The sequence below is a fragment of the Bacillus sp. LH1 genome, assembly GCF_057924895.1.
The window spans coordinates 1,960,457-1,980,646 of record NZ_CM175007.1 but is presented as its reverse complement, the minus strand read 5'-3'; the positions used below and the strand labels follow the sequence as shown (position 1 = coordinate 1,980,646).

Sequence of the window (20,190 nt, the reverse complement as noted above, 5' to 3'; positions counted from 1 at the left end):
CACCTTTGTATTTGGTTGATTATTCATATAAGTTATTTTCGCCATAATACATCACCCCGTTCTTATTTTAATTATTCTCATTATATGGAATTCTCCTATAAAAAGCTACATTATTTTACGTAATTTTCAAATAACTTGTTTTTGAGCATTCTAATTTGTTCTCGATGACTAATTTCATCTTCTAGCACATGAAACCATAGATAGTGCTGGTTATATGCTACACCGTTAGGCCACTTTCTTTCTGACATGAGCCACTCATCACCTTGTTCACTTAAATACTTCAGAGATTCTTCTCGAACACTTTGTAGACGTTGTACATAATACTGTATTTCATGACCACGGATTGCTCTACCCGCTTCCCCTAAATACAGTGCATCTTCCCAGATTTCTAATTCTTCTTTTGTAAAGTCACGATCTTGAAATGAAATAAGCTGATGAACTTTTTCAATAGCTGCTATATGCTTTAATAAGGCACCAATTGAATTTCCGCTGCTTTGAATAATTAAATCTAATTGCTCAACTGATAAATTTTTTACTTCGCCTAATGTTACAGCTCTCGTATGCTCAAGCAGGCTTACTAATTCCCCTATTTTTTTGTATAACCAACTACACTTCTTATTCGATAATCTATATTCATATCACGCACCCCTTTCTGCATTCATATTATTGTAAAAATGATTCATATAATAGACTGAAATATATCTAAATTTTCTGTTACAATTAATTTGAATACAAATTATACCCAAACAAACTTTCTCAATATGCTTATATGAAATATTAAAAGGAATCAATATAAAATAATCGAATCTTATTCACTAAAAGGAGTGGATTCGATGGAGATGTATCAATGGCTAACCGCTGTTCTCGTTGGTGGCATTACCGGCTTCGTTTCCCATCTAATCAATAACCAAGGTAAGTTATTGCTTCCACGCCGTTTGAAAACATTTTTTCATTTTGGATTTTTAACTGATATTTTTACTGGTAGCCTAGCCGCACTTCTTGGGCTCGTTTTATTCGATGTCACCGCAATAAAAGAAATTATAAAAGTATCCATTGTAACTGCTATTTCCGGTCAAACTTTTTTACTACATCAAGCTCTTGGTGGCGAACAGGCTAAAAATACGCAAATTGGGAAAGCTGATGAGAAGATTCAAGAAATTGACAAATTATTGCGACGTTAGTGTATACTTTCTTTTAAAATTATTGTTATAATGAGAAATAAATATTTTCTATTGCGTCGTTTGTCAGGAGAAAGGGTGTTTCGTATGACAAAAAAGAAAATAGAAGATTTCTTAACAAACTCCGAAAAAGAGGAACTGCTAGAAAACTATAAATGTTTACGAGAAGCCCGCACAAAAAGCGAAGCTAACTATTTTGGTGAAGCAGTAAACCATCTATTAAATAAAGCAAAACAACGAATTATTAAAGATGCAGGTATACATGATGAAAATGCTGCAACCGTTCAATCAAAGAGAAAAGCACTGTTTTAGCTACATTAGCTAAAACAGTGCTTTTTATTTAGAATTTTTTTCTTTCCATGCTATATTCTCTCTGCCTTTATCTTTCCATTTTTACAGTTTCAAAAGTCATCTAGACCTAAAGATCAACCTAATAATATTAGCCCACGCAAACCATTTTAATAATAGATAAAATAATTGAACTAGTAATGCTACAAACTAAATAAGTTTATTAAATCGCTTCTTTTAAATCTGAATGCGGATTTGGTCCGTATTGATTGTCATTTTCTTCACTTTCAATGATAAAAAATACAAGTAAAACAACGCTACCAAACGGTACAAAATTTAATAGTTGCCACCATCCCGTTTTCCCAATATCATGTAATCGTCGTGCACCAACCGAAAAACTTGGTATAATCATTACTAACATAAATAGCAACGCAATAATAGCAACTAACACCTCTGAAAATGATGATAAAAATAACAGTAGCCAAAAAATTACGATATTGGATAAACTAAAAATCCAGTACTCTTTTCGCGTAGCTCTACCACTAAAATTCCCATAATTCTTTAGAGCTTTCAAATACCATTGCATTTAAACCTCTCCCTTTTATCCCCAATAAAATTAAAATATGTAATTTTTAACAGATAAGTAGAAATATAACACAATATTTATGTAAAATCCATATTCCCATCTAAATTGCCCTCTATTTAAATAGTTTTTTCCTTCGGCATTTTTCACATTACTTTCACATCTATTTCACAAATATAAGTAGTCCGATATGCTAAACTAAGTATATCCTTTTCCAAGGAACTATATGCCGATATATAAATCCCTATCTTTATAGGGATTTTTATTTTTTGATTCCTCATAACTTTGTTACAATACATTTCTTCTACTATTTCTATACTTTTAGTAACCACTTTAATTAAAAGCACATTCATGTATTCACACTCTTATTAATTCTGATTTGCGAAATATTTATACAAGCTTTATGATGCGATTCCTGTTTCACTATTTTCAGTAAGTTTTTCACTTTTTCTAAACAAAAATAAAGCTCCTATATATAGTAACGCTGTAAAACTACCTATAAGGATAAAATTGTGAGATATTGCAAATAACATTCCAGCTATTGCCGCACCAATCATTTGACCAATGTACATAGAAGCATTTGCAAGCGCGGCTCCTGTTCCTCTTGCTACACTAGATATGTTTTGTAAGTGCCTCATCATTAATACAAACAAAATTCCTGTCCAAAAAAACAAAGCAAAGAACGATAACTCCACCAATACAATGTTCTTTACATGTGGAAGTAATACATATAGCACTGCTGTAAATATAATTCCACCATAGAAAGAAAGGTTATAACCAATTTTATTTACGATTCTAGGACCAAAAATATTACCAGTTAAATTTCCTAACCCTAATACGAGCATAGCTGTACCTACTTCATGAACTTGTAAGCCAAATTGAATGGAAAGCCATACACCAAAAAATGAAAATGCAGCAAAATTTCCGGTTTGAAAAACAAAGTATGCAAAATAAGAAAGTGAAACCTTTGAATCTGTAAGTAATTGTTTATAACGCTGTAAAATCGCTTTTTTATTTCCACCTATATGAACCGACTGTATTTCTGGTAATACAACATAAATAAGAATGACAAGTAGTGCTGATAATATACCAATGAAATAGAATGGGATTGTATAATGTATCGTTGCTAAATAAGCTCCCAGTGGCAGCCCTAAAATTTGAGAGATTGATAACCCTGCTGTTGCAACCCCAATTGCTTTCACAATTTGCTTTTTCTCTATAAGAATCGGAATGGATGCCCACACTTGTGGAGATACAAAAGCTGCACTTACACCTGCTAAAAATCTAAATGTTAGCATCCATAAAAAACTCGGTGCAATTCCACAAAAAAATGTACTTATTGCAAAAAAACTCATACCTAGTACCATCACTTTTTTTCTGTTTAATCCATCTGATATAGGACCAGCAATAAGCGCAAATCCAGCATACCCTAAAGCATACGAACTCACCATCCATCCTGACAACTCAGTTGAAACATGATACACCTGTTGTAATGTCGGCAACAGTGGTGAAATTAAGAAAGTATCTGTACCGATCATAAACATTATCATAAAAAATACAGCTAGTACTCTGTTCATTTAGACCTTCTCCTTATATAAACAGAGGGTACTCTCCCTCTGTTTAACTAATCTTCTAAAATAGATTGGATTTCTTTCATGACCCTTTCATTCAATGCAACGTCTACCGCTTTCACACTTTCTCTTACCTGCTCTGCCCGCTTTCCACCAGGTATAACAGTATCAATTCCTTCTTTATTTAATAACCATGCTAACGCTAAATGAGACACTTCAATATCATTTTCTTTCGCTAGCCCTTTTAACTTATTCACTTTCTTAAAATTACTCTTATATGTATTTTCTTCAAATAGATTTACATTTTGACGCCAATCGACTTCATTTAATTTGAAATCTTCTGTATATTTTCCGCCTAATATTCCAAAAGCAAGAGGCCCATATGGAATAAATGAAATACCCGCTTCTATACAATACGGCAACAGTTCTTCCTCAGCTGTACGTTCTAACATATTGTATGGAGATTGTACAACATCTATATGACCATGTTGATTCGCCTCTTTTAATTGTTCTATGTTTACATTCGATATTCCAATTGAACGAATTTTCCCTTCTTCTTTTAAATGAGTAAGCTCTCCGATTGAATCTATGTAACTTGTTTCAGGATTTGTAAAGTGTAAATAATATAAATCAATATATTCAGTCTGTAATCTTCTTAAGCTATTTTCCACAGCATTCCTTAAGTAACTTGGTTCATTGTTAATATAAGTTTCTCCATTTAACAACGGTTGAATTCCACCTTTTGTAGCAAGTATAAACTCATGACGTTTTCCCTTTAATACTTCTCCTACTAATTCCTCTGATCTACCGAAACCATATGAATCTGCTGTATCAAAAAATGTAATCCCTTGCTGAATAGCTTCTTCTACTAATCGCTTTCCTTCTTCTTCATTCACATCAACATATAAATTATGTCCCCCTACTGCATTTGTACCTAAACCCAGCCTTGAAATATTTAGTCCTGCCTTTTGCAATTTTGTATACTTCATTTTTTCTCCCCCTATATTTCTATTGTTCGAATATTTTCGAACAATAGAAATATACCACTTTATATGTTATAGTGCAAATATCTTAACTTATACAAGTAGGTGAAATATGCGTACACTCTATCATCCAAATCGAGAAGAAATTCAATTTTCTTCTGTCTTATATGCACTTAGCGATCAAATTCGTTTACAAATTGTAAATATGTTACTAGAGAAAAGTGAACAATCTTGTGGTGCTTTAAACATCCCTATTGCGAAATCAACTTTATCTCACCATTTCAAAGTTTTACGTGAGTCAGGTGTTATGTACACGCGCCTTGAAGGAACACAACGTTTCATTTCAATTCGTGAAGAAGATTTAAATGCTAGATTCCCAGGTTTATTACAAGTTGTATTACATGCGACAGAGCCATATTAAAAAAACATTTCATATGAATATGAAATGTTTTTTTAGTATTCTCTATTCTTTTAATAAATCTAATAATCCATTCCCTTCGGATGTACGTTCATACCCTAAAGGTACAGTTCTTTTAATAAGTTGTGCATATATTTCCGGCTCTGATAACTTTCGACCGTATTCTTGCTCACACTGTTTAATGAGCAAGGCAAGCGCTCCAGCAACATGCGGCGTCGCCATGGAAGTTCCACTTAACACTGCATATTTCCCATCTGGATACGTAGATAATATTTCATCACCTGGCGCTACTAGATCAATTTCTTGATTTGAATTACTAAAACATGTGATTTTCCGTTCTAAATTGACAGCGCCGACTTCAATTACTTCCGAGTAAGCACCTGGGTAATCTAGTTCCTCTGTATTATCATTACAATCTCCATTATTCCCAGCAGCACATACGACGAGAACATCCTGCTTTACCGCATTTTGAATTGCTTCATGTAATTCTGGAACATCTTGCGGACCACCAAGTGACATTGAAATAATTCTCACTTTCTCTTGATTCGGCCCTCTCCAATTTACAGCATAATGAATTGCCTCAATAATTTGCTCGTAACTTCCAGAACCATCTCCCGCTAAAACTTTTAATACTAACATTTTAGCAAGTGGTGCAACTCCTAATACACCGACACCATTTTCAGTTGCTGCAATCGTCCCCGCGACATGAGTACCATGTCCGTTATTATCAAGATACACATTTGGATCAGCTTCATAATCTTTTGTGAAATTTCTTCCGCCGATAATACGATCTTTTAAATCTATATGATTAGTATCACACCCTGTATCTAATACGGCAACGACTACATCTTGCCCCTTCACACTCTTTCCCCATACTTGCGGAGCGTGAATCAGTTGTACACCTGGTGGAATTTCATTTACTTGTTCTACAACCTTATTTACGGTAAATGGAATCAATTGTATACCTTTTTGTTTATTCACTGTACTACTCATCGTAATCCCTCCTGAAAATGTATTATTTTCATTTCAGACCACTTTTGAATACGTGTAAATGTAACATTCGTTTTATTCTTTTTGTTTTCCTTCTTTTCAAATATTTCTCAACATCATTTACTAACTCTATACTACTTTTGTATTTCCCCTATGATTTATAGGAAATAACAGCCTGGGTCATTCAACTAATAACCAAAATAAAAGGACCAATTAATGGTCCTCTTACAGTCTTTTAAAAGAATGATATGTAATTTGAAAAATAATATAAATTAAGACTAAACCTCACTCTTGTTTAAAAACTTTTCTATTTCTTTTACTAAATATTCCGCTCCCTCTATCCCAACAGTAATATTTCCATTTGCTAATGATATGTTCTGCTCTGAAACATCACCTGTGATTTGGCAAGCATTGTAAGGTTGATATTTTTGTAAAATGATTTTATCTGCTTCTACAAAAATTTCAAGCGGTGATTTGATTTGTATTCCCAATACATCGCGTAATTCTTTAGGGATAACAATTCGTCCTAATTCGTCTACTTTTCGAATAACTCCTGTTGCTTTCATATTTCTCCCCCCCCTTTCTCTCTATTAATTTTTTTCACCTCGCTTTTTCCATTTTATCACTTTTTGGCAATACTTGCCTCTTTTTAGAAAATTTTGTACTCGAGTTAAAAAAACACATTTAATGCATACGTAATCTCTCTTTCAATTGTTTTACATAACGGGATCTTATAAGTAAGAAGTATACAACTTGAATACCTATGAAAATACTTAATACAACTGTATTTTCTTTAAACAATGAGTACTCAAACATTTGCCCTAACGCCGTTAAGGCTACTGCCCCATGTAATGTTGCAACACCAATTGGAACGAAGAATAAAAGCGCCAATCGAATTGTAACTACCTTCGATAATTCCCTACTCGTCAATCCAACTTTTCGAATCATTTCGAACAAGCGAACATCATCCTCCAAATCGGAGAATAAACGGAAGTAAAGGAAACTTCCTGCGCAAACGAAAAATACTATACCAATAAAGAAACCTACAAATAAAATCGGTCCTGCAATTTGTAAACTTTGGTTTTGTTCGTACTCTTCCGCACTAAACGTTGACTGTTCTTGATACGGTTTAATTTGATGCGTAAGCTCTTTACCAATTTCAATCTCATCTTTCGTTCTTTCAGTTTTATACATATAATCTTTTGTCTCTATAAATCCATCTTGTAATGAATCATATTGATTATTAGAGATTACATAAACATTTCCTCTTAATATTTTCCCCAATGAAGATGAAGTAACTTTTTTCACCTTTAAACTTTCATTCATATTGGGTAAAGTAATTTCTTTTCTTTCTTTCATCGCTGGCCCTGGTATATCAGCTGACAAAAATACAACCTCTTTATTTGCTACAGTATTAAATGGTTCTCCTGTTAACTTTGCATATTCCTTATAATCTGATTCTTTTATAAAAGTGGCGCTTCTTAACGACTGTTCCTCCGTTTTCTTTGTCGAAATATTAGTTTTTGAAGCTGCTATATTATATTTCTTTAATCCTTTGTCAATCATTTGTATATGTTGTGATTCGTTACTATTCCCTTGCTTAGAATGGTAATGAAACGCAATTGGTCTCTCCATTATCCCTTTCGTCATGGATGCGAAGCCGACTAATGTCCCTATTGCGGAAAATGCTACAGTAGAAATAATGGTTACAATAAAGAACATTCTTGCGTTATCTCTCATGCGATACGCTAAATCTGATAACGTAATAATATTAGTCTGTGTCCAATAGAAACGTTTACTTTTTTTACATAATCGAATAATAAAGACACTCAGCTGCTTGTACAACAAATACGTCCCAATAATAACTACCGTTGTAACAGGAATCATCATAATAAATACCATTGCGCCATGCGATAGAAGAGCTCCTACATAGCCAGCACTAAGCAATACTACTGCTAATATTGAAGAAATGATTGATGCTTTCGGTTCCGGTTTTGCCTCTGCTGACCCTCTAAACAACTTCATAATTTTATTTTTACGAATCATTCCTGCACTAAACAATGATATGATCATAAATAATATGAAAAACATAATACTTGTTACAACAATTGCTTTCATCGGTATGTAATAGGATAAGGAGATATCTAGTTTCAATATCATCGGAGCGACAAATAGTAATACCCCTGAAAATAACATACCTGAAAGAATACCAAAAATAATTGCCCCTATTCCAATCATAATATTTTCAAAAAAGATCAGACGCTTTAATTGATATTTCGTCATACCTAGCATCATTAAAATTCCTAGTTCACGCTTTCTCGTTTTTAAAAACATTCCCATCGAATATAAAATAAAGAAGAATGTAAATAAGTAAATAATAGACTGTGCAAAAGACATACTTACGAATACGTACTGACCTAATTCTCCTGCACTTAATGCCGGATGAAACGCAAAAAATGAATACACAAAAAAGGCCATAATTGCAAATGCACTACTCAAAAAATAGGCTGAGTATGTCCGTCTATTTCGGGTTACATTCCGATATGCTAGTTCTCTAATGTTCATATTACTTCTCCGCCCTTCTACTATCTATGTTTTTATATTAGTAAAGTGCGGAAATACCTTCCATCGATTCAAATGACAAAAACCTTACATTTTTGAAAGGTTTAAAAAAATTGCTTATACGTAGTACTTTATTTATAATGACTACATTCATATTCATACACACATCCTATTGTATATTCGTTAGTTTTGCGAAATAATAAAGGATAGAAGTATGTACCATTATACATATAAACTTATTTACCGCTTTAATATGAATAGGAGGAAAACATAATGACATTACAAGAACAGATTATGAAAGCATTACATGTTCAGCCTGTAATTGATCCAAAAGTTGAAATTCGTAAACGAGTTGATTTCTTAAAGGATTATGTAAAAAAAACAGGTGCAAAAGGATTTGTACTTGGTATTAGCGGCGGACAAGACTCTACATTAGCAGGACGCTTAGCACAACTTGCAGTTGAAGAAATTCGTAACGAAGGTGGTAATGCAACGTTTATCGCCGTGCGTCTTCCTTATAAAGTACAAAAAGATGAAGATGATGCACAATTAGCATTACAATTCATTCAAGCAGATCAATCTGTTGCATTTGATATTGCTTCAACTGTTGATGCTTTTTCAAATCAATATGAAAACTTATTGGGTGAATCACTAACAGATTTCAATAAAGGTAACGTGAAAGCACGTATCCGTATGGTTACTCAATATGCAATTGGTGGACAAAAAGGGCTACTTGTTATCGGAACAGATCACGCTGCAGAAGCTGTAACAGGGTTCTTTACAAAATTCGGAGATGGTGGTGCAGATTTATTACCATTAACGGGATTAACGAAGCGCCAAGGACGTGCATTATTACAAGAGTTAGGCGCAGACGAGCGACTGTACTTAAAAATGCCAACAGCTGATTTATTAGATGAAAAACCAGGTCAAGCTGATGAAACAGAGTTAGGTATTACTTATGATCAATTAGATGATTATTTAGAAGGTAAAGCAGTTCCAGCTGACGTTGCAGAGAAAATTGAAAAACGTTACACAGTGAGTGAGCATAAAAGACAAGTACCAGCGTCAATGTTTGATGATTGGTGGAAATAAATTAAACATAAAAAAGAAGCTAATCTTCATTTAGCTTCTTTTTTATATGTTAACGATATACCCCTACTCTTTTCTCCAATAAATCTTGCAGGCAATCTTCATGTTGTTTACAAAATAACGGTGGCATGTCGTCTAACGGGAAAAACTTCAAATCCAACGTTTCATCACCATCTACTTTTTTGTCACCTCCAACTATTGAGAATGAAAAGAACATCACAATTGACTGGGCCTTGTCTCCATTTGGATATGATTGAAAATATTTTGTATACACTCCAATAAGCTCATTTATTTCTACATCATACCCGGTTTCTTCTTTTATTTCCCGGATTGCAGTTTCCGCAGCTGATTCTCCTATCTCCATTGCACCACCTGGAAAGCCCCAAGCGTTAAAGTCTCCTCTTTTTTGCAGTAATACTTCTCCTTCTTTATTAAATACACAACCACCGGCAAAGTTTAAGAAAACATAATCATGTCCTACTTTTTCACGTAATTCTTTTATATAATTCGCCATTCTCATTCCCCTTTTCATACCTCTTCTATCGCTATTTCTTATCTTTTTCAAGCAATTCAATGATTCGATCTAGCTTCTGGTTCATATTAATCACGTGGTGTTTCTTTGCAACGCTGCTTTGTAATACTCTTCTAATAAACAAAGTAAATGATATGAAAAACAAAACGATAAGTCCGATTACTAAACAAGTATATATCAATGTAAAAATATTACTTTCGAACAAGTTCATTCAGCATTCACATCCTCTCCTTTTTATTTTATCACATAATTCCCAATATTTTAAAGTGATCAACAAATATAAAAAGAGCATCTTTTACAGATGCTCTTTCTCATTGCTTAATACGTAAATGTAATTGTCGCCAATGAATAACCAGCCAATGCACTATAAGGCGCTACTTGATAAGACACACGCTTTGCACCTTTTGGCCAATTTATTTCATTTAATACTTTCTTTATATCTTGCATCGTCCCATCCATGGACTGCTTATATCGTACTTCTACTTTTTCTGGTTTGGCTGCAAACTGTTGCTGCAACTTTTGCTTAAATTCATTATAATTTTCTGCTCCGTATTCTGCAGATAAGTATTGTAAATTTGTTTCTTTTAACATCTGCTCATATACGACAGTCTTTGAGCTACCAGCTTTTATTTTATTTGTTAATTCACCAAAATAACTTGTAGTTGCCGCTGGATATTTGCTACGATCCCATTCATGATCTTTACTTAACTGTTCGTCAGACATATTAAAATATGAGTAAGTTACACGCCCTGCTTTATCTGGTACTGGATCATCAAATGTAGTATCTAGGTGATACCATTTGTTTTCAATGTTCACTAAATTCCACGCGTGAGCTTGTCCATTTCCTGTGCCTGTTACAATATGATTTTGAATACCTGCCTCTTTTAACAACTCATACGTTAATAATGTATATCCTTGGCAAACGGCAGAACGATTCGCTAATGCTTCATATGCTGTATACGCTTGATAAGACGTATCATAAGACACATGCTTAACAACGTAATCGTGAATAGCTTTTACTTTCTCATGCTCATCCATCCCTGGTTTTACAATTGATCCAACAATTGATTTCGCCTGAGCTTTTACATATTGAGTTTGTTCTTTTGATTCACGGTATTTTACTTGCAGTGTAAACGTATAGTCCCCTGGCATTCCTTTAATAGAATATCTAGTAGACGCTACATTATATTTTACATACTCATCAGCATCTACAATTTTATTAAACTCACCATACAATTGATCCATAATATTTCTAGCATTTCTATCTTTTGTTTTATATGTGATTGTAATATTTTCTTCTCGATTATCAATCTGTTTTTTTAATTCTTTTCTGAAATCATCTAATAACTTTACATCTGATTGTGCTGTCACTGTAGTCGGATTTGTAGCTGCATAAGATACAGATGATGCTTGTAAGCCTCCCATTACTATAGTTGAACAAAGTGCGGCAGCTGTCACATACTTACTTGTCTTTCCCATCTTGTCACTCCTTATATTCTATAACTATACGAAAAGGTATCGTATAGTTTCAGAGTATACAATACTTTTTCGTATAGGTCATATGAGATTATGCATATTAACTAATTCACATAAAAAGGTTGTTCTTTTTAAAAGAACAACCTTTTTTCATTAGCATGTTTGTAATACACAGCATGTATTTTCAAAACGTTGATTTTTCAAATCTTCATTACTAATACAGAAATATAGCATCCCTAATTCTCCCCAAACCATATTACAATTTTTATGATCTGAATCAATTTGGAATAAAAGAGTCATTTGCTGCGGGTCTACTCCCATATATTCTCCTGTCTCATATAACACTTCTTCTTGTACAGAGAATGGCTCACCAAACATTTGATGGTTATCGTAGTTATCTGGAATTAGCTCTTCAAGTAATTGCAAGAAACGATCTGAATCAGCCTCATCTTCAATGAAAAGTTCTGGTAATTTGTATGTCAGTTCAAAAGTAATTGCACACTGGTTATATTTCGCTTGTATTTCATTTTCTCTTCGTAATTGCTCTACAGGAACATCATAATAAAGTACACGCCCAGCTTCTGTTAGATTCACATTTTCTTCAAAATAATTTTCAATGCAAAAGAAATACAGCATCCCCGTCTTAGGAAGATTGTGATCCATACCAACGTTTTGTAAATCACTTAAGTTAAATTGCGCGATAAATTGTAGTGGATTTCCTTTATGCTTTGGATATTCAAATAAAGCTGGTAGATCAGGAACTCCTCCCATTTTCGAACTACCTATCGCAACAGTTCCCTGCTGCTTTGGCACAACTTTTATACAAGGAAATACAGTATTAATAAGTTCTTCTTTCAAGTGTGTTAGTTCATATTTATCAATTAATACTTCAATTTTTTTATTCATAAATTCTCCTTACATTTACATACTTATTTATATCATAGTACAAAGATTATACTTCATTCTTTACAAAATCAACAAGCCTCCCAAAAACGGGCTTATCCTTCGTACGCGAACAAGTTTAAAAAAGCATACTATACATTGTTCCTACAAACATGATAATTCTTTAGTTCTTCCAGTACATTTTCCCCTCGTTCATTTTTAAATATAAGGAGGAATTCCACATGGGTTACGGATATAGTTGCTGTGGTTACGGATACGGTGGCGGCGGTTGTGGTTACGGAGGTTTCGCTTTATTAATCGTTTTATTTATCCTTCTAATCATCATCGGAGCTAGCTGTTGGGGCGGCTTTGTAGGCTGCTAGTAAACTAAAAAACTATTGTAAAAAAGCACGTACAATACGTGCTTTTTTGCCATTTCTAAATCTTTCATTCGAAAGGAAGTATGTTTAATGAAGATTGATGGTGTTTTTGAAGGAGGCGGTGTGCGCGGTATTGCGCATGTCGGGGCAATTTGCGCGTTAGCCGAAAAAGGTTATGAATGGGAACGTGTAGCTGGTACATCGGCTGGTTCGATTATTGCAGCGCTCCTAGCGGCAGGATATTCTTGTTCAGAGTTAAAAACGATTATAACTGATATTGATTATAATAAATTTACGAAAAGAACTTTTATTGATAGAATTCCTTTTATCGGCAAGGGACTCAGTGCATGGACTACTCTAGGTATATATTCTAATGTATTTATAGAAGAATGGATTGAAGAATTACTTCGAAAAAAAGGTGTTCATTTATTTACTGATTTACCGGATCTAAACAAACTCAAAATCATCGCCTCTGATATTAGTAATGGTAAAATGGTTGTCTTTCCTGACGACTTACCAAACTACGGATTTTTAAATTATCGCTTCTCTATCGCTAAAGCGGTAAGAATGAGTAGTACAATCCCCTTCTTCTTTGAACCGGTAAAATGGAGAACTCCAAAATGGAAACAGCCTTGTTATATGGTTGATGGAGGAATTCTAAGTAATTATCCAATTTGGATCTTCGATTCACCTACCGCTCCTCGCTGGCCGACTTTCGGATTTCATTTTGTAAAAGATGAGATTCAAGCTGATCCTGCTCACTATAACGAGCCTATTTCCATGTTCAAAGGACTATTTAAAACAATGATGCAAGCTCATGATTTACGTCATTTAGATAAGGAATCAAAAGCAAGAACGATTACAATTCCAACAGGAACGATTACAAGTACTAATTTTGAACTGACAAAGGAAGAAAAAGAATGGCTTTACAATTCTGGTTATAACTCTGCTAATAAATTTTTACAAGCTTGGAACTTTAGGCAATATATCGATGAATATAGAAAAGGAAATCAAGATCGAAAGACAAATCGATTTTTTCGTCAACTTGACTCATAATATTATTACTTTGCGTATAAATACGAGAACGTTTAACAACTTAATAATAAATAAGCCTAGTAATTTCTTATATTACTAGACTTATTTATTATTATATAATCTCGTACATTGTTTAAGGATACGTTAACCCTTCGGCTTCCTCTGCAGTAATAACTATGTAACGATTTCCCGTTCTTAATCCTAACAGTTCTGCTTTTTCAATCGCTTCTTGCTTCGTCTCTGCATAAGCAGCTAAATATTTTTCTCCATTGATCATTTGGCAAATTACATATTGTTTCATTACTTTCTCCTCTTACTTTTTCATTAGTTGTGCAAGTTTTTTTATACCTATTTCAATTTCTTCTAACGTTGCGTATGAATACGATAGGCGCAAAAATTGATTTGCACTTCTATCATATAAAGTACCTGGGTTTAATAAAACCTTTTCTTGCAGAGCTTTATCAAATAAACTGCGATATGAAATGGGTACTTTTATATGTACCCATATATAAAATCCCCCTGTTGGTTCATGCCAAGTTGCTATTTCACGAAGATATTTATCTAACATTAGTAACATAAAATCTCTTCGTTTTTTCAATTCACTTCTTACAAAGCGCAAATGCTCATCATATAGACCATTTGTAAACCACTCTGCTGCAATTTTCTGAGATATAGTGCTTGAACCATAATCTGTTTGCATTTTTATGTCTGACAATCTTTGAATTACTGGCTCAGGTCCAACAATCCATCCAATTCTTAACCCTGGACTAATTACTTTGGACATGCTTCCAATATGTAGTACGATTCCATTTTTATCATAGGCTTTTAAAGGTTTCGAACAAGGTGCATCAAACCATAAGTCTTGATACACTGCGTCCTCTATAATAGGTAATCCAATTTCATTACATATTTCCATCACTTCTATTCGTTTCTTCGCATTCATACTAAAGTTCGTTGGATTATGAAAAGACGGGATTGTATATAAAATAGATGCATTAAATTGCTTCTTATATTTTGTAATATATGATGTATTTAAACCGTTCTCATCCATTGGTATTCCAATGAAACGCATTCCTGCGGATTGAAAAACATTAAGCGAGTATAAATAGGATGGTTTCTCTAATAAGATGGATGCCCCTTTTGGAAGAAGCCCCATAGAGATAAGTTGCAGCGCTTGAATTGCTCCTGAAACAATTAATATAGAGTCAGGAGATACACATATACCATGCCCCTTTAAGTATTCGGAAATCTTTTCCCTTAAATAAAAATTTCCTTTCGGCTCTTCATACCCAAGCTTCACATTTGACTTTAAAAGCTTATTCATAATTTCTTTCATCTTTTTCTCAGGTAAGAGACTCGGCGCGAGCTCACCTGTTCCTAATCGAATTACATGTGGATAAAATTCAGCTTGATTAATCTCCTGAATAGCTGGGAGATTCGGATAATGAAGTCCTGTTTCTACATAAGACTGCCAATTAGGCGGGGGTGCGTAAGTTGAAGCATTCTCATTATTATTTACAACAATTGTTCCTTTCCTGCCATTCCCTTCTATGTACCCCTTTGCAACTAGTTCATCGAAAGCCATTACAATTGTGCTTCGATTCACACCAAATGTATGGGCCAAATCTCTTTGTGAAGGTAATTTCGTTCCAACGGTCCATTCTCCATTAACGATCCTTTCTTTTATATACGTTTCTATTTGTTTATACAGAGGAGTCGCTAGAGACATATTCGGTTTCCAAACGAATCTTTCCATTATATCACCTTATATTCTTTTTGGTTGGTAACCTCCCCAACCATATGGATGGATACAAATTTTCATTTCTTCTATACAATATACACTATCATAATGAATTAAAATAGGAGGTAATATGATGAGTGAAGCAATTATTCATGGTATCATTCTTGCATTTGGACTTATCATTCCATTAGGTGTACAAAATGTTTTTGTCTTTAACCAAGGTGCGAGCCAACCAAACATTTGGAGGGCAGCCCCTGTAGTATTAACTGCCTCTATATGTGATACGTTACTCATATTGATTGCAGTGCAAGGTGTCTCCCTTGTACTCCTTACTTTTTCTTGGCTAACTAACTCGTTATATATAATTGGATTTTTCTTTCTCCTATACATGGGCTTTGTTATTTGGAGAAGTAACCCTTCCAACGATGTAAAACAAGAAAAAAGTATGCCCTTAAAAAAGCAAATCCTTTTCGCAGCATCCGTTTCGTTATTAAATCCACATGCTATTTTAGACACAATCGGTGTAATTGGAACAAATTCTATTCAATACATAGGAAGTGAAAAATGGGCTTTCACACTTGCAACTATTATCGTTTCTTGGATTTGGTTTATAAGCTTAGCGTTAGCGGGGAAATTTCTAAAAAGACTAGACTCAACCGGAAAGACAATTTTATTATTAAATAAATTTTCTGGTCTCATCATATGGGGTGTCGCGCTTTATATGTTAAAACAAGTTATTTATTCTTAATGAACGAAAGAGAATTGCATGTTACTCAAAACATCATGCAATTCTCTTACAAATTATGAAGTAGGCTCTGGTTTCTGTTTTACCGTCTTTGCATCCTTTGCTGGTTTAATCCAAATGATTGCTATGATAGCACCAATGGCAGCGAAAATACTTGTCAAATAAAACACTTCATGGTCCGCCCCTTTCATGAAAAAAGAATATAAAGGTGGTCCAGCTGCTACACCGATAAATCGCATTGAACTATAAAATGACGTAACCGTTCCCCTTTGCTCCTTTTCAATTCCTTGTGTAATGAGGGCATCTAAACATGGGAGTGCCATACCAATCCCTATCCCCATAATAACGAGACAAAGAAGTAGTAAATAAATCCCTTTTATAAATAAAGGAATGATGACTGATGCAGCTGCCATTAAAAAACCAATATAAATACACTTCTTCATAACATTTTGATTATCTCCAATTTTTTTACCGGCCATATATGAACTAAGTGACAGTACAAGTAACGGGATAGCAAGCACACACCCTTTCCATATACCATGAATGTCATACTTTGATTCCAGTATAGTCGACAAATAAAAGAGAATTCCGAATAAAATAAGCATAATAATTGCACCTAATGCAAAAATGGCAATTAACCATCTTCCTTTTTCTCGAAACGTAGACAGAATAGATTTTATAAACTCTTTAAGTGGTGGTACTTCTCCTTCTTGTTTCTTTGCCTTTACTAGAACAAGCAACAAAACAATTGATATGACACATAAAACTGGAATCGCCCAAAATGGTAAGAACCATACAATGGCAGCAAGAGCAGATCCTAAAATAGGGCTCAGCACTTTTCCAAATGTATTGGATGTCTCAATAATTCCCAGGCCTGTACTAACTTGTTTTTCGTCTTTGTATAAATCACCAACACACGGTATAACAACCGGCATTGCCCCAGCAGCACCAATACCTTGAATCGCTCTACCGATTAATATCCAAGTGTAGGGATTATCAACTTTCCAAGATACCCAACCAGTTATAGCTCCTCCTATAGCCGCAATCAGCAAACTCGGAACCATTACCATCTTTCGTCCCCATCTATCTGATAAATAACCAGCAATCGGTATAAGTAAAATGGCTACGATAGAGTAAATTGTAATAATCATGGATACTTGAAACGATGAAATATGTAATTTCTTTTCAATTGTCGGCAAGATTGGAATGAGCATTGAATTCCCTAATGTCATGACAAGTGGAACTGATGCAAGCGCAATTAAACAACAGTTTTCTTTTTTTAACATGTTGATTTCGGAACCTTTCATCATATATTTCTTACCATATAATAGCCCTGCTGGAACATAATTTTCATTCCACCAGGGCTATTACATCTTTAATACTTCCCATTCACAACAAAAGAAATTGGGTAAAATATAGTATTACTTCTATTCTTTGAATTCTGTTCACTATATATCCATACCAATTAATTGAAAAAAAAAGAAAGGAAGAATCCTTCCTTTCTCCTATAACCTTATACATTTAGCGAGTATATCCGCCACCAAGCTGTTGTTCTGCCATCGCTACTAGGCGTTTTGTGATTTCACCGCCTACAGAACCGTTTGCACGTGAAGAAGTATCAGCTCCAAGTTGTACACCGAACTCTTGTGCAATTTCATACTTCATTTGATCTAAAGCTGCTTGTGCTCCATGTGATGCTAATTGATTAGAATTACGATTTCTAGCCATTACCAATCACCTCCTTATTTATATATAAATTGTGTTAAATTCAAATTAAAATACATGGAAATTTTTGGTTATTTTTTACCATAAAAAAGAGCCTCTAAACGAGACTCTCACATCATTTCACATTACGAAGTTACTACTTCTAATTTTCTATTTATTAATACTTTCATTTCTTCTTTTAATATCTCTTTTGAATTATGTCCAAACCATTCTAAGGAAGCAAAAAGATCCGTATTTCTCACTTCCTGAATAATCTCATCATAATTTACAATACCTTCAAATAACGGAACCATACCTATACGACTTCCTGCTGCAGCATATACATTATTAGGTTCAAACACATGCAAATAATCCGCTGAAGATATATTCTTAAAATGGTAATGTAGTGTCCACGGCTTTAATCGATGGAAACTGTCTATTGGATCTGCGCCAGACTCCCATATATGAAGAAAATCAAGATTTATTTTTAAATTCGGATGGTTTACTTCTTCTAATAACTCTATAGTAGAAGGCAATGTGTCCGTTAGTGTATTGGGATGTGTTTCTAACAGCACATACATATTGTTCTGAGCAAACACATCACAAATCTTACGTATTCGCTTCACATACTCTTTTCTCTCTTGTTCCGAGAAGTCCTTGCTCCCTTTTTGCCCAGCAAACGTGCGAATTTTATTCGTATTAAACCAATTAGCTAGTACTACAAGTTGTTCACTTTTCTCTATCGTTTTTTCAAAATCTGCTGATAATGATATATCTAAGTAATCACTTATCATCGTAATTTCTAAGTTTTTATCCTTTAGAAAATTCAATTCTCGTTCTGTCGTTTCACGTTCTTGCATGTACAAATTTTGTGCATGCGTCCCCCATAATTCAATTCCTTCAAAACCGTTTTCATATGCAAATTGAACAATATCAGTAAATGAAATTAATTGATGACGAAATGAAATGGTACATAGCGAATATTTCATAGTATTAAACTCCCCTATCTTAAATTCAGTTAGCTTATTAAAGAGTTGCGACAGATTGATTTGTTTTCATACCTTTCCATGATAGAAACTGTCTCTCTAATTCCTTCTTAATTTGCAGTTCAATTGCATTCATTTCATCCAGTTTTTCAATAATCGATACTAGCATACCTTTATTATTCGTCATTGCCATTTTAATTGCACGATACTGTACATTTGTAAATCCTTGTACAATATCCTCTACCCGATCACACCAATAATCAAATTCTTGCTCCGAATATTGCAACGTTTCACGGAAGTATGCAAAGGCATGCTCATAACTATATTTACGAATTGCAAGTACTGGTATTTGTTTTACTGCTGCTACAAGTCCAGAAAGCGCATATCCTTCTTCCTCATTTGCCATTTTTACAATTAAATTTTTCAGTTCCATAGTCAGTTCATTGTCGTTCTTTTTGAATGTTTCTGTGAAATAACTAGCTACTGTTTCTTGCGTTGGCTCCCCAATTCCTTCTATATCAATGAAATAACCTCCACCAAATGGGTTATCTTGAATAGAGTGAAGTACTTTTTCTCTTTCCATATTTCCTTCCCAACGAAAATCAGGATCTAGCATGAACCACTCTTCTTCTTTCTCTGTTTTTGATATCATTAAATAATGTGGAAACGGTTTTTGATGAAATTTATTTTCCCTCTCTGGTAATAGAGACATATCAACCATTACAATGACATAACGATTTTCCGGCTTGTTTTCTACTAATTCTAAAAACGTTTCTACATTGCTATCTTTATCTTTTGCATGATCATACCATTCGTTTACTTTAATACCGTACAATTTTTCAAACCAAAGTAAATAATGATCATGGTTAATGTTTTCAGAGTGATATGAAATAATTCCGCCTTGTGTTATATCAAAATCTCCATCCCATAGTCCAAAATAAAATGGACGAAAATCAATGTCGCTACGCCTTTTTATAATTTCACAAAAACAACTCACTAAACAGTGCACTTTAATTGAAGTCATACTCTCATCCACTTTCCTAAAGG

The 20,190-nt window shown here is 34.0% G+C and carries 24 protein-coding genes and 1 pseudogene; 7 read left to right on the top strand and 18 right to left on the bottom strand.

From position 1 onward, the window contains the following. Positions 1–110: 110 nt before the first annotated feature. Positions 111–637: pseudogene (locus tag ACX9TM_RS10400) on the bottom strand (DinB family protein). Positions 638–833: 196 nt separating this feature from the next. On the opposite strand from ACX9TM_RS10400, the gene ACX9TM_RS10395 reads away from it, so the two are divergent. Continuing rightward, positions 834–1,181, top strand: a complete 348-nt coding sequence (locus ACX9TM_RS10395; RefSeq protein WP_000426317.1) for a DUF4257 domain-containing protein — start codon at positions 834–836, stop codon at positions 1,179–1,181. A gap of 84 nt (positions 1,182–1,265) precedes the next feature. Beyond that, on the top strand, positions 1,266–1,490 hold the full coding sequence (locus ACX9TM_RS10390) for a hypothetical protein (protein ID WP_000162602.1): 225 nt from the start codon (positions 1,266–1,268) through the stop codon (positions 1,488–1,490). Between the two features lie 199 nt (positions 1,491–1,689). Here ACX9TM_RS10390 and ACX9TM_RS10385 read toward each other — a convergent pair whose 3' ends face one another. The 4 genes from ACX9TM_RS10385 to ACX9TM_RS10370 all read right to left on the bottom strand — a co-directional run bounded on the left by ACX9TM_RS10385 (position 1,690) and on the right by ACX9TM_RS10370 (position 4,609). Beyond that, entirely contained in the window at positions 1,690–2,052 is a 363-nt protein-coding gene (locus ACX9TM_RS10385) for a DUF805 domain-containing protein (RefSeq protein WP_001198796.1), read from the bottom strand. Positions 2,053–2,195: 143 nt separating this feature from the next. After that, complete coding sequence (locus ACX9TM_RS10380) at positions 2,196–2,402, bottom strand: hypothetical protein (protein ID WP_001101741.1); 207 nt, start codon at positions 2,400–2,402, stop codon at positions 2,196–2,198. A gap of 48 nt (positions 2,403–2,450) precedes the next feature. Beyond that, positions 2,451–3,626: an MFS transporter gene (locus tag ACX9TM_RS10375; RefSeq protein WP_001082489.1), complete on the bottom strand. Its 1,176-nt coding sequence runs from the start codon at positions 3,624–3,626 to the stop codon at positions 2,451–2,453. Between the two features lie 47 nt (positions 3,627–3,673). Then, positions 3,674–4,609 carry an aldo/keto reductase gene (locus ACX9TM_RS10370; protein ID WP_065382319.1) on the bottom strand — a complete coding sequence of 312 codons (936 nt, stop codon included), beginning with the start codon at positions 4,607–4,609 and terminating at the stop codon, positions 3,674–3,676. A 106-nt stretch (positions 4,610–4,715) separates the two neighbouring features. Between ACX9TM_RS10370 and ACX9TM_RS10365 the strand changes: the two genes are divergently transcribed. Further along, positions 4,716–5,024, top strand: a complete 309-nt coding sequence (locus ACX9TM_RS10365; RefSeq protein ID WP_001259909.1) for an ArsR/SmtB family transcription factor — start codon at positions 4,716–4,718, stop codon at positions 5,022–5,024. Between the two features lie 42 nt (positions 5,025–5,066). On the opposite strand, the gene ACX9TM_RS10360 is transcribed toward ACX9TM_RS10365, so the two are convergent. The 3 genes from ACX9TM_RS10360 to ACX9TM_RS10350 form a co-directional block, all read right to left on the bottom strand. Next, a complete protein-coding gene (locus ACX9TM_RS10360; RefSeq protein WP_000099762.1) occupies positions 5,067–6,014 on the bottom strand; it encodes a serine protease in 948 nt (315 codons plus the stop codon). 275 nt (positions 6,015–6,289) lie between these two features. Further along, complete coding sequence (locus ACX9TM_RS10355) at positions 6,290–6,577, bottom strand: AbrB/MazE/SpoVT family DNA-binding domain-containing protein (protein WP_000648324.1); 288 nt, start codon at positions 6,575–6,577, stop codon at positions 6,290–6,292. Between the two features lie 118 nt (positions 6,578–6,695). Next, a complete protein-coding gene (locus ACX9TM_RS10350; RefSeq protein WP_065382526.1) occupies positions 6,696–8,576 on the bottom strand; it encodes an FtsX-like permease family protein in 1,881 nt (626 codons plus the stop codon). 270 nt (positions 8,577–8,846) lie between these two features. Between ACX9TM_RS10350 and nadE the strand changes: the two genes are divergently transcribed. Then, positions 8,847–9,665 carry an NAD(+) synthase gene (gene nadE / locus ACX9TM_RS10345; protein WP_000174901.1) on the top strand — a complete coding sequence of 273 codons (819 nt, stop codon included), beginning with the start codon at positions 8,847–8,849 and terminating at the stop codon, positions 9,663–9,665. A 49-nt stretch (positions 9,666–9,714) separates the two neighbouring features. Here the strand turns inward: nadE and ACX9TM_RS10340 are convergent, their stop codons facing one another. The 4 genes from ACX9TM_RS10340 to ACX9TM_RS10325 all read right to left on the bottom strand — a co-directional run bounded on the left by ACX9TM_RS10340 (position 9,715) and on the right by ACX9TM_RS10325 (position 12,576). Next, on the bottom strand, positions 9,715–10,176 hold the full coding sequence (locus ACX9TM_RS10340) for an NUDIX hydrolase (protein WP_000024999.1): 462 nt from the start codon (positions 10,174–10,176) through the stop codon (positions 9,715–9,717). Between the two features lie 31 nt (positions 10,177–10,207). Continuing rightward, a complete protein-coding gene (locus ACX9TM_RS10335; protein ID WP_001048104.1) occupies positions 10,208–10,405 on the bottom strand; it encodes a DUF4083 domain-containing protein in 198 nt (65 codons plus the stop codon). A gap of 107 nt (positions 10,406–10,512) precedes the next feature. After that, entirely contained in the window at positions 10,513–11,673 is a 1,161-nt protein-coding gene (locus ACX9TM_RS10330) for a transglutaminase domain-containing protein (RefSeq protein WP_000520865.1), read from the bottom strand. Between the two features lie 150 nt (positions 11,674–11,823). After that, a complete protein-coding gene (locus ACX9TM_RS10325; RefSeq protein ID WP_001034844.1) occupies positions 11,824–12,576 on the bottom strand; it encodes a YwqG family protein in 753 nt (250 codons plus the stop codon). A gap of 218 nt (positions 12,577–12,794) precedes the next feature. Between ACX9TM_RS10325 and ACX9TM_RS10320 the strand changes: the two genes are divergently transcribed. Both ACX9TM_RS10320 and ACX9TM_RS10315 read left to right on the top strand, forming a co-directional pair. Next, positions 12,795–12,935 carry a YjcZ family sporulation protein gene (locus ACX9TM_RS10320; protein WP_000540419.1) on the top strand — a complete coding sequence of 47 codons (141 nt, stop codon included), beginning with the start codon at positions 12,795–12,797 and terminating at the stop codon, positions 12,933–12,935. Between the two features lie 87 nt (positions 12,936–13,022). Next, positions 13,023–13,988: a patatin-like phospholipase family protein gene (locus ACX9TM_RS10315; RefSeq protein ID WP_000686807.1), complete on the top strand. Its 966-nt coding sequence runs from the start codon at positions 13,023–13,025 to the stop codon at positions 13,986–13,988. Positions 13,989–14,100: 112 nt separating this feature from the next. Here ACX9TM_RS10315 and ACX9TM_RS10310 read toward each other — a convergent pair whose 3' ends face one another. Beyond that, a complete protein-coding gene (locus tag ACX9TM_RS10310; RefSeq protein WP_000816389.1) occupies positions 14,101–14,268 on the bottom strand; it encodes a DUF3933 family protein in 168 nt (55 codons plus the stop codon). 12 nt (positions 14,269–14,280) lie between these two features. Then, complete coding sequence (locus ACX9TM_RS10305; RefSeq protein WP_065382294.1) at positions 14,281–15,723, bottom strand: aminotransferase-like domain-containing protein; 1,443 nt, start codon at positions 15,721–15,723, stop codon at positions 14,281–14,283. Positions 15,724–15,841: 118 nt separating this feature from the next. On the opposite strand from ACX9TM_RS10305, the gene ACX9TM_RS10300 reads away from it, so the two are divergent. Continuing rightward, positions 15,842–16,456, top strand: coding sequence for a LysE/ArgO family amino acid transporter (locus tag ACX9TM_RS10300; RefSeq protein ID WP_001287303.1), 615 nt, complete (start codon positions 15,842–15,844; stop codon positions 16,454–16,456). 53 nt (positions 16,457–16,509) lie between these two features. On the opposite strand, the gene bcbE is transcribed toward ACX9TM_RS10300, so the two are convergent. The 4 genes from bcbE to ACX9TM_RS10280 form a co-directional block, all read right to left on the bottom strand. Then, positions 16,510–17,739 (bottom strand): bacillibactin exporter BcbE, encoded by a 1,230-nt coding sequence (gene bcbE, locus ACX9TM_RS10295; protein WP_002197672.1) that lies wholly within the window; start codon positions 17,737–17,739, stop codon positions 16,510–16,512. Positions 17,740–17,974: 235 nt separating this feature from the next. Further along, positions 17,975–18,181: an alpha/beta-type small acid-soluble spore protein gene (locus ACX9TM_RS10290; protein WP_000113545.1), complete on the bottom strand. Its 207-nt coding sequence runs from the start codon at positions 18,179–18,181 to the stop codon at positions 17,975–17,977. 122 nt (positions 18,182–18,303) lie between these two features. Then, positions 18,304–19,146: a sugar phosphate isomerase/epimerase family protein gene (locus ACX9TM_RS10285; RefSeq protein WP_000877687.1), complete on the bottom strand. Its 843-nt coding sequence runs from the start codon at positions 19,144–19,146 to the stop codon at positions 18,304–18,306. A 37-nt stretch (positions 19,147–19,183) separates the two neighbouring features. Continuing rightward, positions 19,184–20,167 carry a DUF6005 family protein gene (locus ACX9TM_RS10280; RefSeq protein ID WP_000200729.1) on the bottom strand — a complete coding sequence of 328 codons (984 nt, stop codon included), beginning with the start codon at positions 20,165–20,167 and terminating at the stop codon, positions 19,184–19,186. Between the last annotated feature and the right edge of the window lie 23 nt (positions 20,168–20,190).

Excerpts from the sequence above, each read along its gene's own strand:
- nadE (WP_000174901.1), top strand. The coding sequence starts at position 8,847 with ATGACATTACAAGAACAGATTATGAAAGCATTACATGTTCAGCCTGTA.
- bcbE (WP_002197672.1), bottom strand. The coding sequence starts at position 17,739 with ATGTTAAAAAAAGAAAACTGTTGTTTAATTGCGCTTGCATCAGTTCCA.
- ACX9TM_RS10375 (WP_001082489.1), bottom strand. The coding sequence starts at position 3,626 with ATGAACAGAGTACTAGCTGTATTTTTTATGATAATGTTTATGATCGGT.
- ACX9TM_RS10385 (WP_001198796.1), bottom strand. The coding sequence starts at position 2,052 with ATGCAATGGTATTTGAAAGCTCTAAAGAATTATGGGAATTTTAGTGGT.
- ACX9TM_RS10305 (WP_065382294.1), bottom strand. The coding sequence starts at position 15,723 with ATGGAAAGATTCGTTTGGAAACCGAATATGTCTCTAGCGACTCCTCTG.
- ACX9TM_RS10340 (WP_000024999.1), bottom strand. The coding sequence starts at position 10,176 with ATGGCGAATTATATAAAAGAATTACGTGAAAAAGTAGGACATGATTAT.
- ACX9TM_RS10335 (WP_001048104.1), bottom strand. The coding sequence starts at position 10,405 with ATGAACTTGTTCGAAAGTAATATTTTTACATTGATATATACTTGTTTA.
- ACX9TM_RS10390 (WP_000162602.1), top strand. The coding sequence starts at position 1,266 with ATGACAAAAAAGAAAATAGAAGATTTCTTAACAAACTCCGAAAAAGAG.
- ACX9TM_RS10310 (WP_000816389.1), bottom strand. The coding sequence starts at position 14,268 with ATGAAACAATATGTAATTTGCCAAATGATCAATGGAGAAAAATATTTA.
- ACX9TM_RS10285 (WP_000877687.1), bottom strand. The coding sequence starts at position 19,146 with ATGAAATATTCGCTATGTACCATTTCATTTCGTCATCAATTAATTTCA.
- ACX9TM_RS10280 (WP_000200729.1), bottom strand. The coding sequence starts at position 20,167 with ATGACTTCAATTAAAGTGCACTGTTTAGTGAGTTGTTTTTGTGAAATT.
- ACX9TM_RS10380 (WP_001101741.1), bottom strand. The coding sequence starts at position 2,402 with ATGAATGTGCTTTTAATTAAAGTGGTTACTAAAAGTATAGAAATAGTA.
- ACX9TM_RS10330 (WP_000520865.1), bottom strand. The coding sequence starts at position 11,673 with ATGGGAAAGACAAGTAAGTATGTGACAGCTGCCGCACTTTGTTCAACT.
- ACX9TM_RS10365 (WP_001259909.1), top strand. The coding sequence starts at position 4,716 with ATGCGTACACTCTATCATCCAAATCGAGAAGAAATTCAATTTTCTTCT.
- ACX9TM_RS10360 (WP_000099762.1), bottom strand. The coding sequence starts at position 6,014 with ATGAGTAGTACAGTGAATAAACAAAAAGGTATACAATTGATTCCATTT.
- ACX9TM_RS10325 (WP_001034844.1), bottom strand. The coding sequence starts at position 12,576 with ATGAATAAAAAAATTGAAGTATTAATTGATAAATATGAACTAACACAC.
- ACX9TM_RS10290 (WP_000113545.1), bottom strand. The coding sequence starts at position 18,181 with ATGGCTAGAAATCGTAATTCTAATCAATTAGCATCACATGGAGCACAA.
- ACX9TM_RS10320 (WP_000540419.1), top strand. The coding sequence starts at position 12,795 with ATGGGTTACGGATATAGTTGCTGTGGTTACGGATACGGTGGCGGCGGT.
- ACX9TM_RS10395 (WP_000426317.1), top strand. The coding sequence starts at position 834 with ATGGAGATGTATCAATGGCTAACCGCTGTTCTCGTTGGTGGCATTACC.
- ACX9TM_RS10300 (WP_001287303.1), top strand. The coding sequence starts at position 15,842 with ATGAGTGAAGCAATTATTCATGGTATCATTCTTGCATTTGGACTTATC.
- ACX9TM_RS10350 (WP_065382526.1), bottom strand. The coding sequence starts at position 8,576 with ATGAACATTAGAGAACTAGCATATCGGAATGTAACCCGAAATAGACGG.
- ACX9TM_RS10355 (WP_000648324.1), bottom strand. The coding sequence starts at position 6,577 with ATGAAAGCAACAGGAGTTATTCGAAAAGTAGACGAATTAGGACGAATT.
- ACX9TM_RS10370 (WP_065382319.1), bottom strand. The coding sequence starts at position 4,609 with ATGAAGTATACAAAATTGCAAAAGGCAGGACTAAATATTTCAAGGCTG.
- ACX9TM_RS10315 (WP_000686807.1), top strand. The coding sequence starts at position 13,023 with ATGAAGATTGATGGTGTTTTTGAAGGAGGCGGTGTGCGCGGTATTGCG.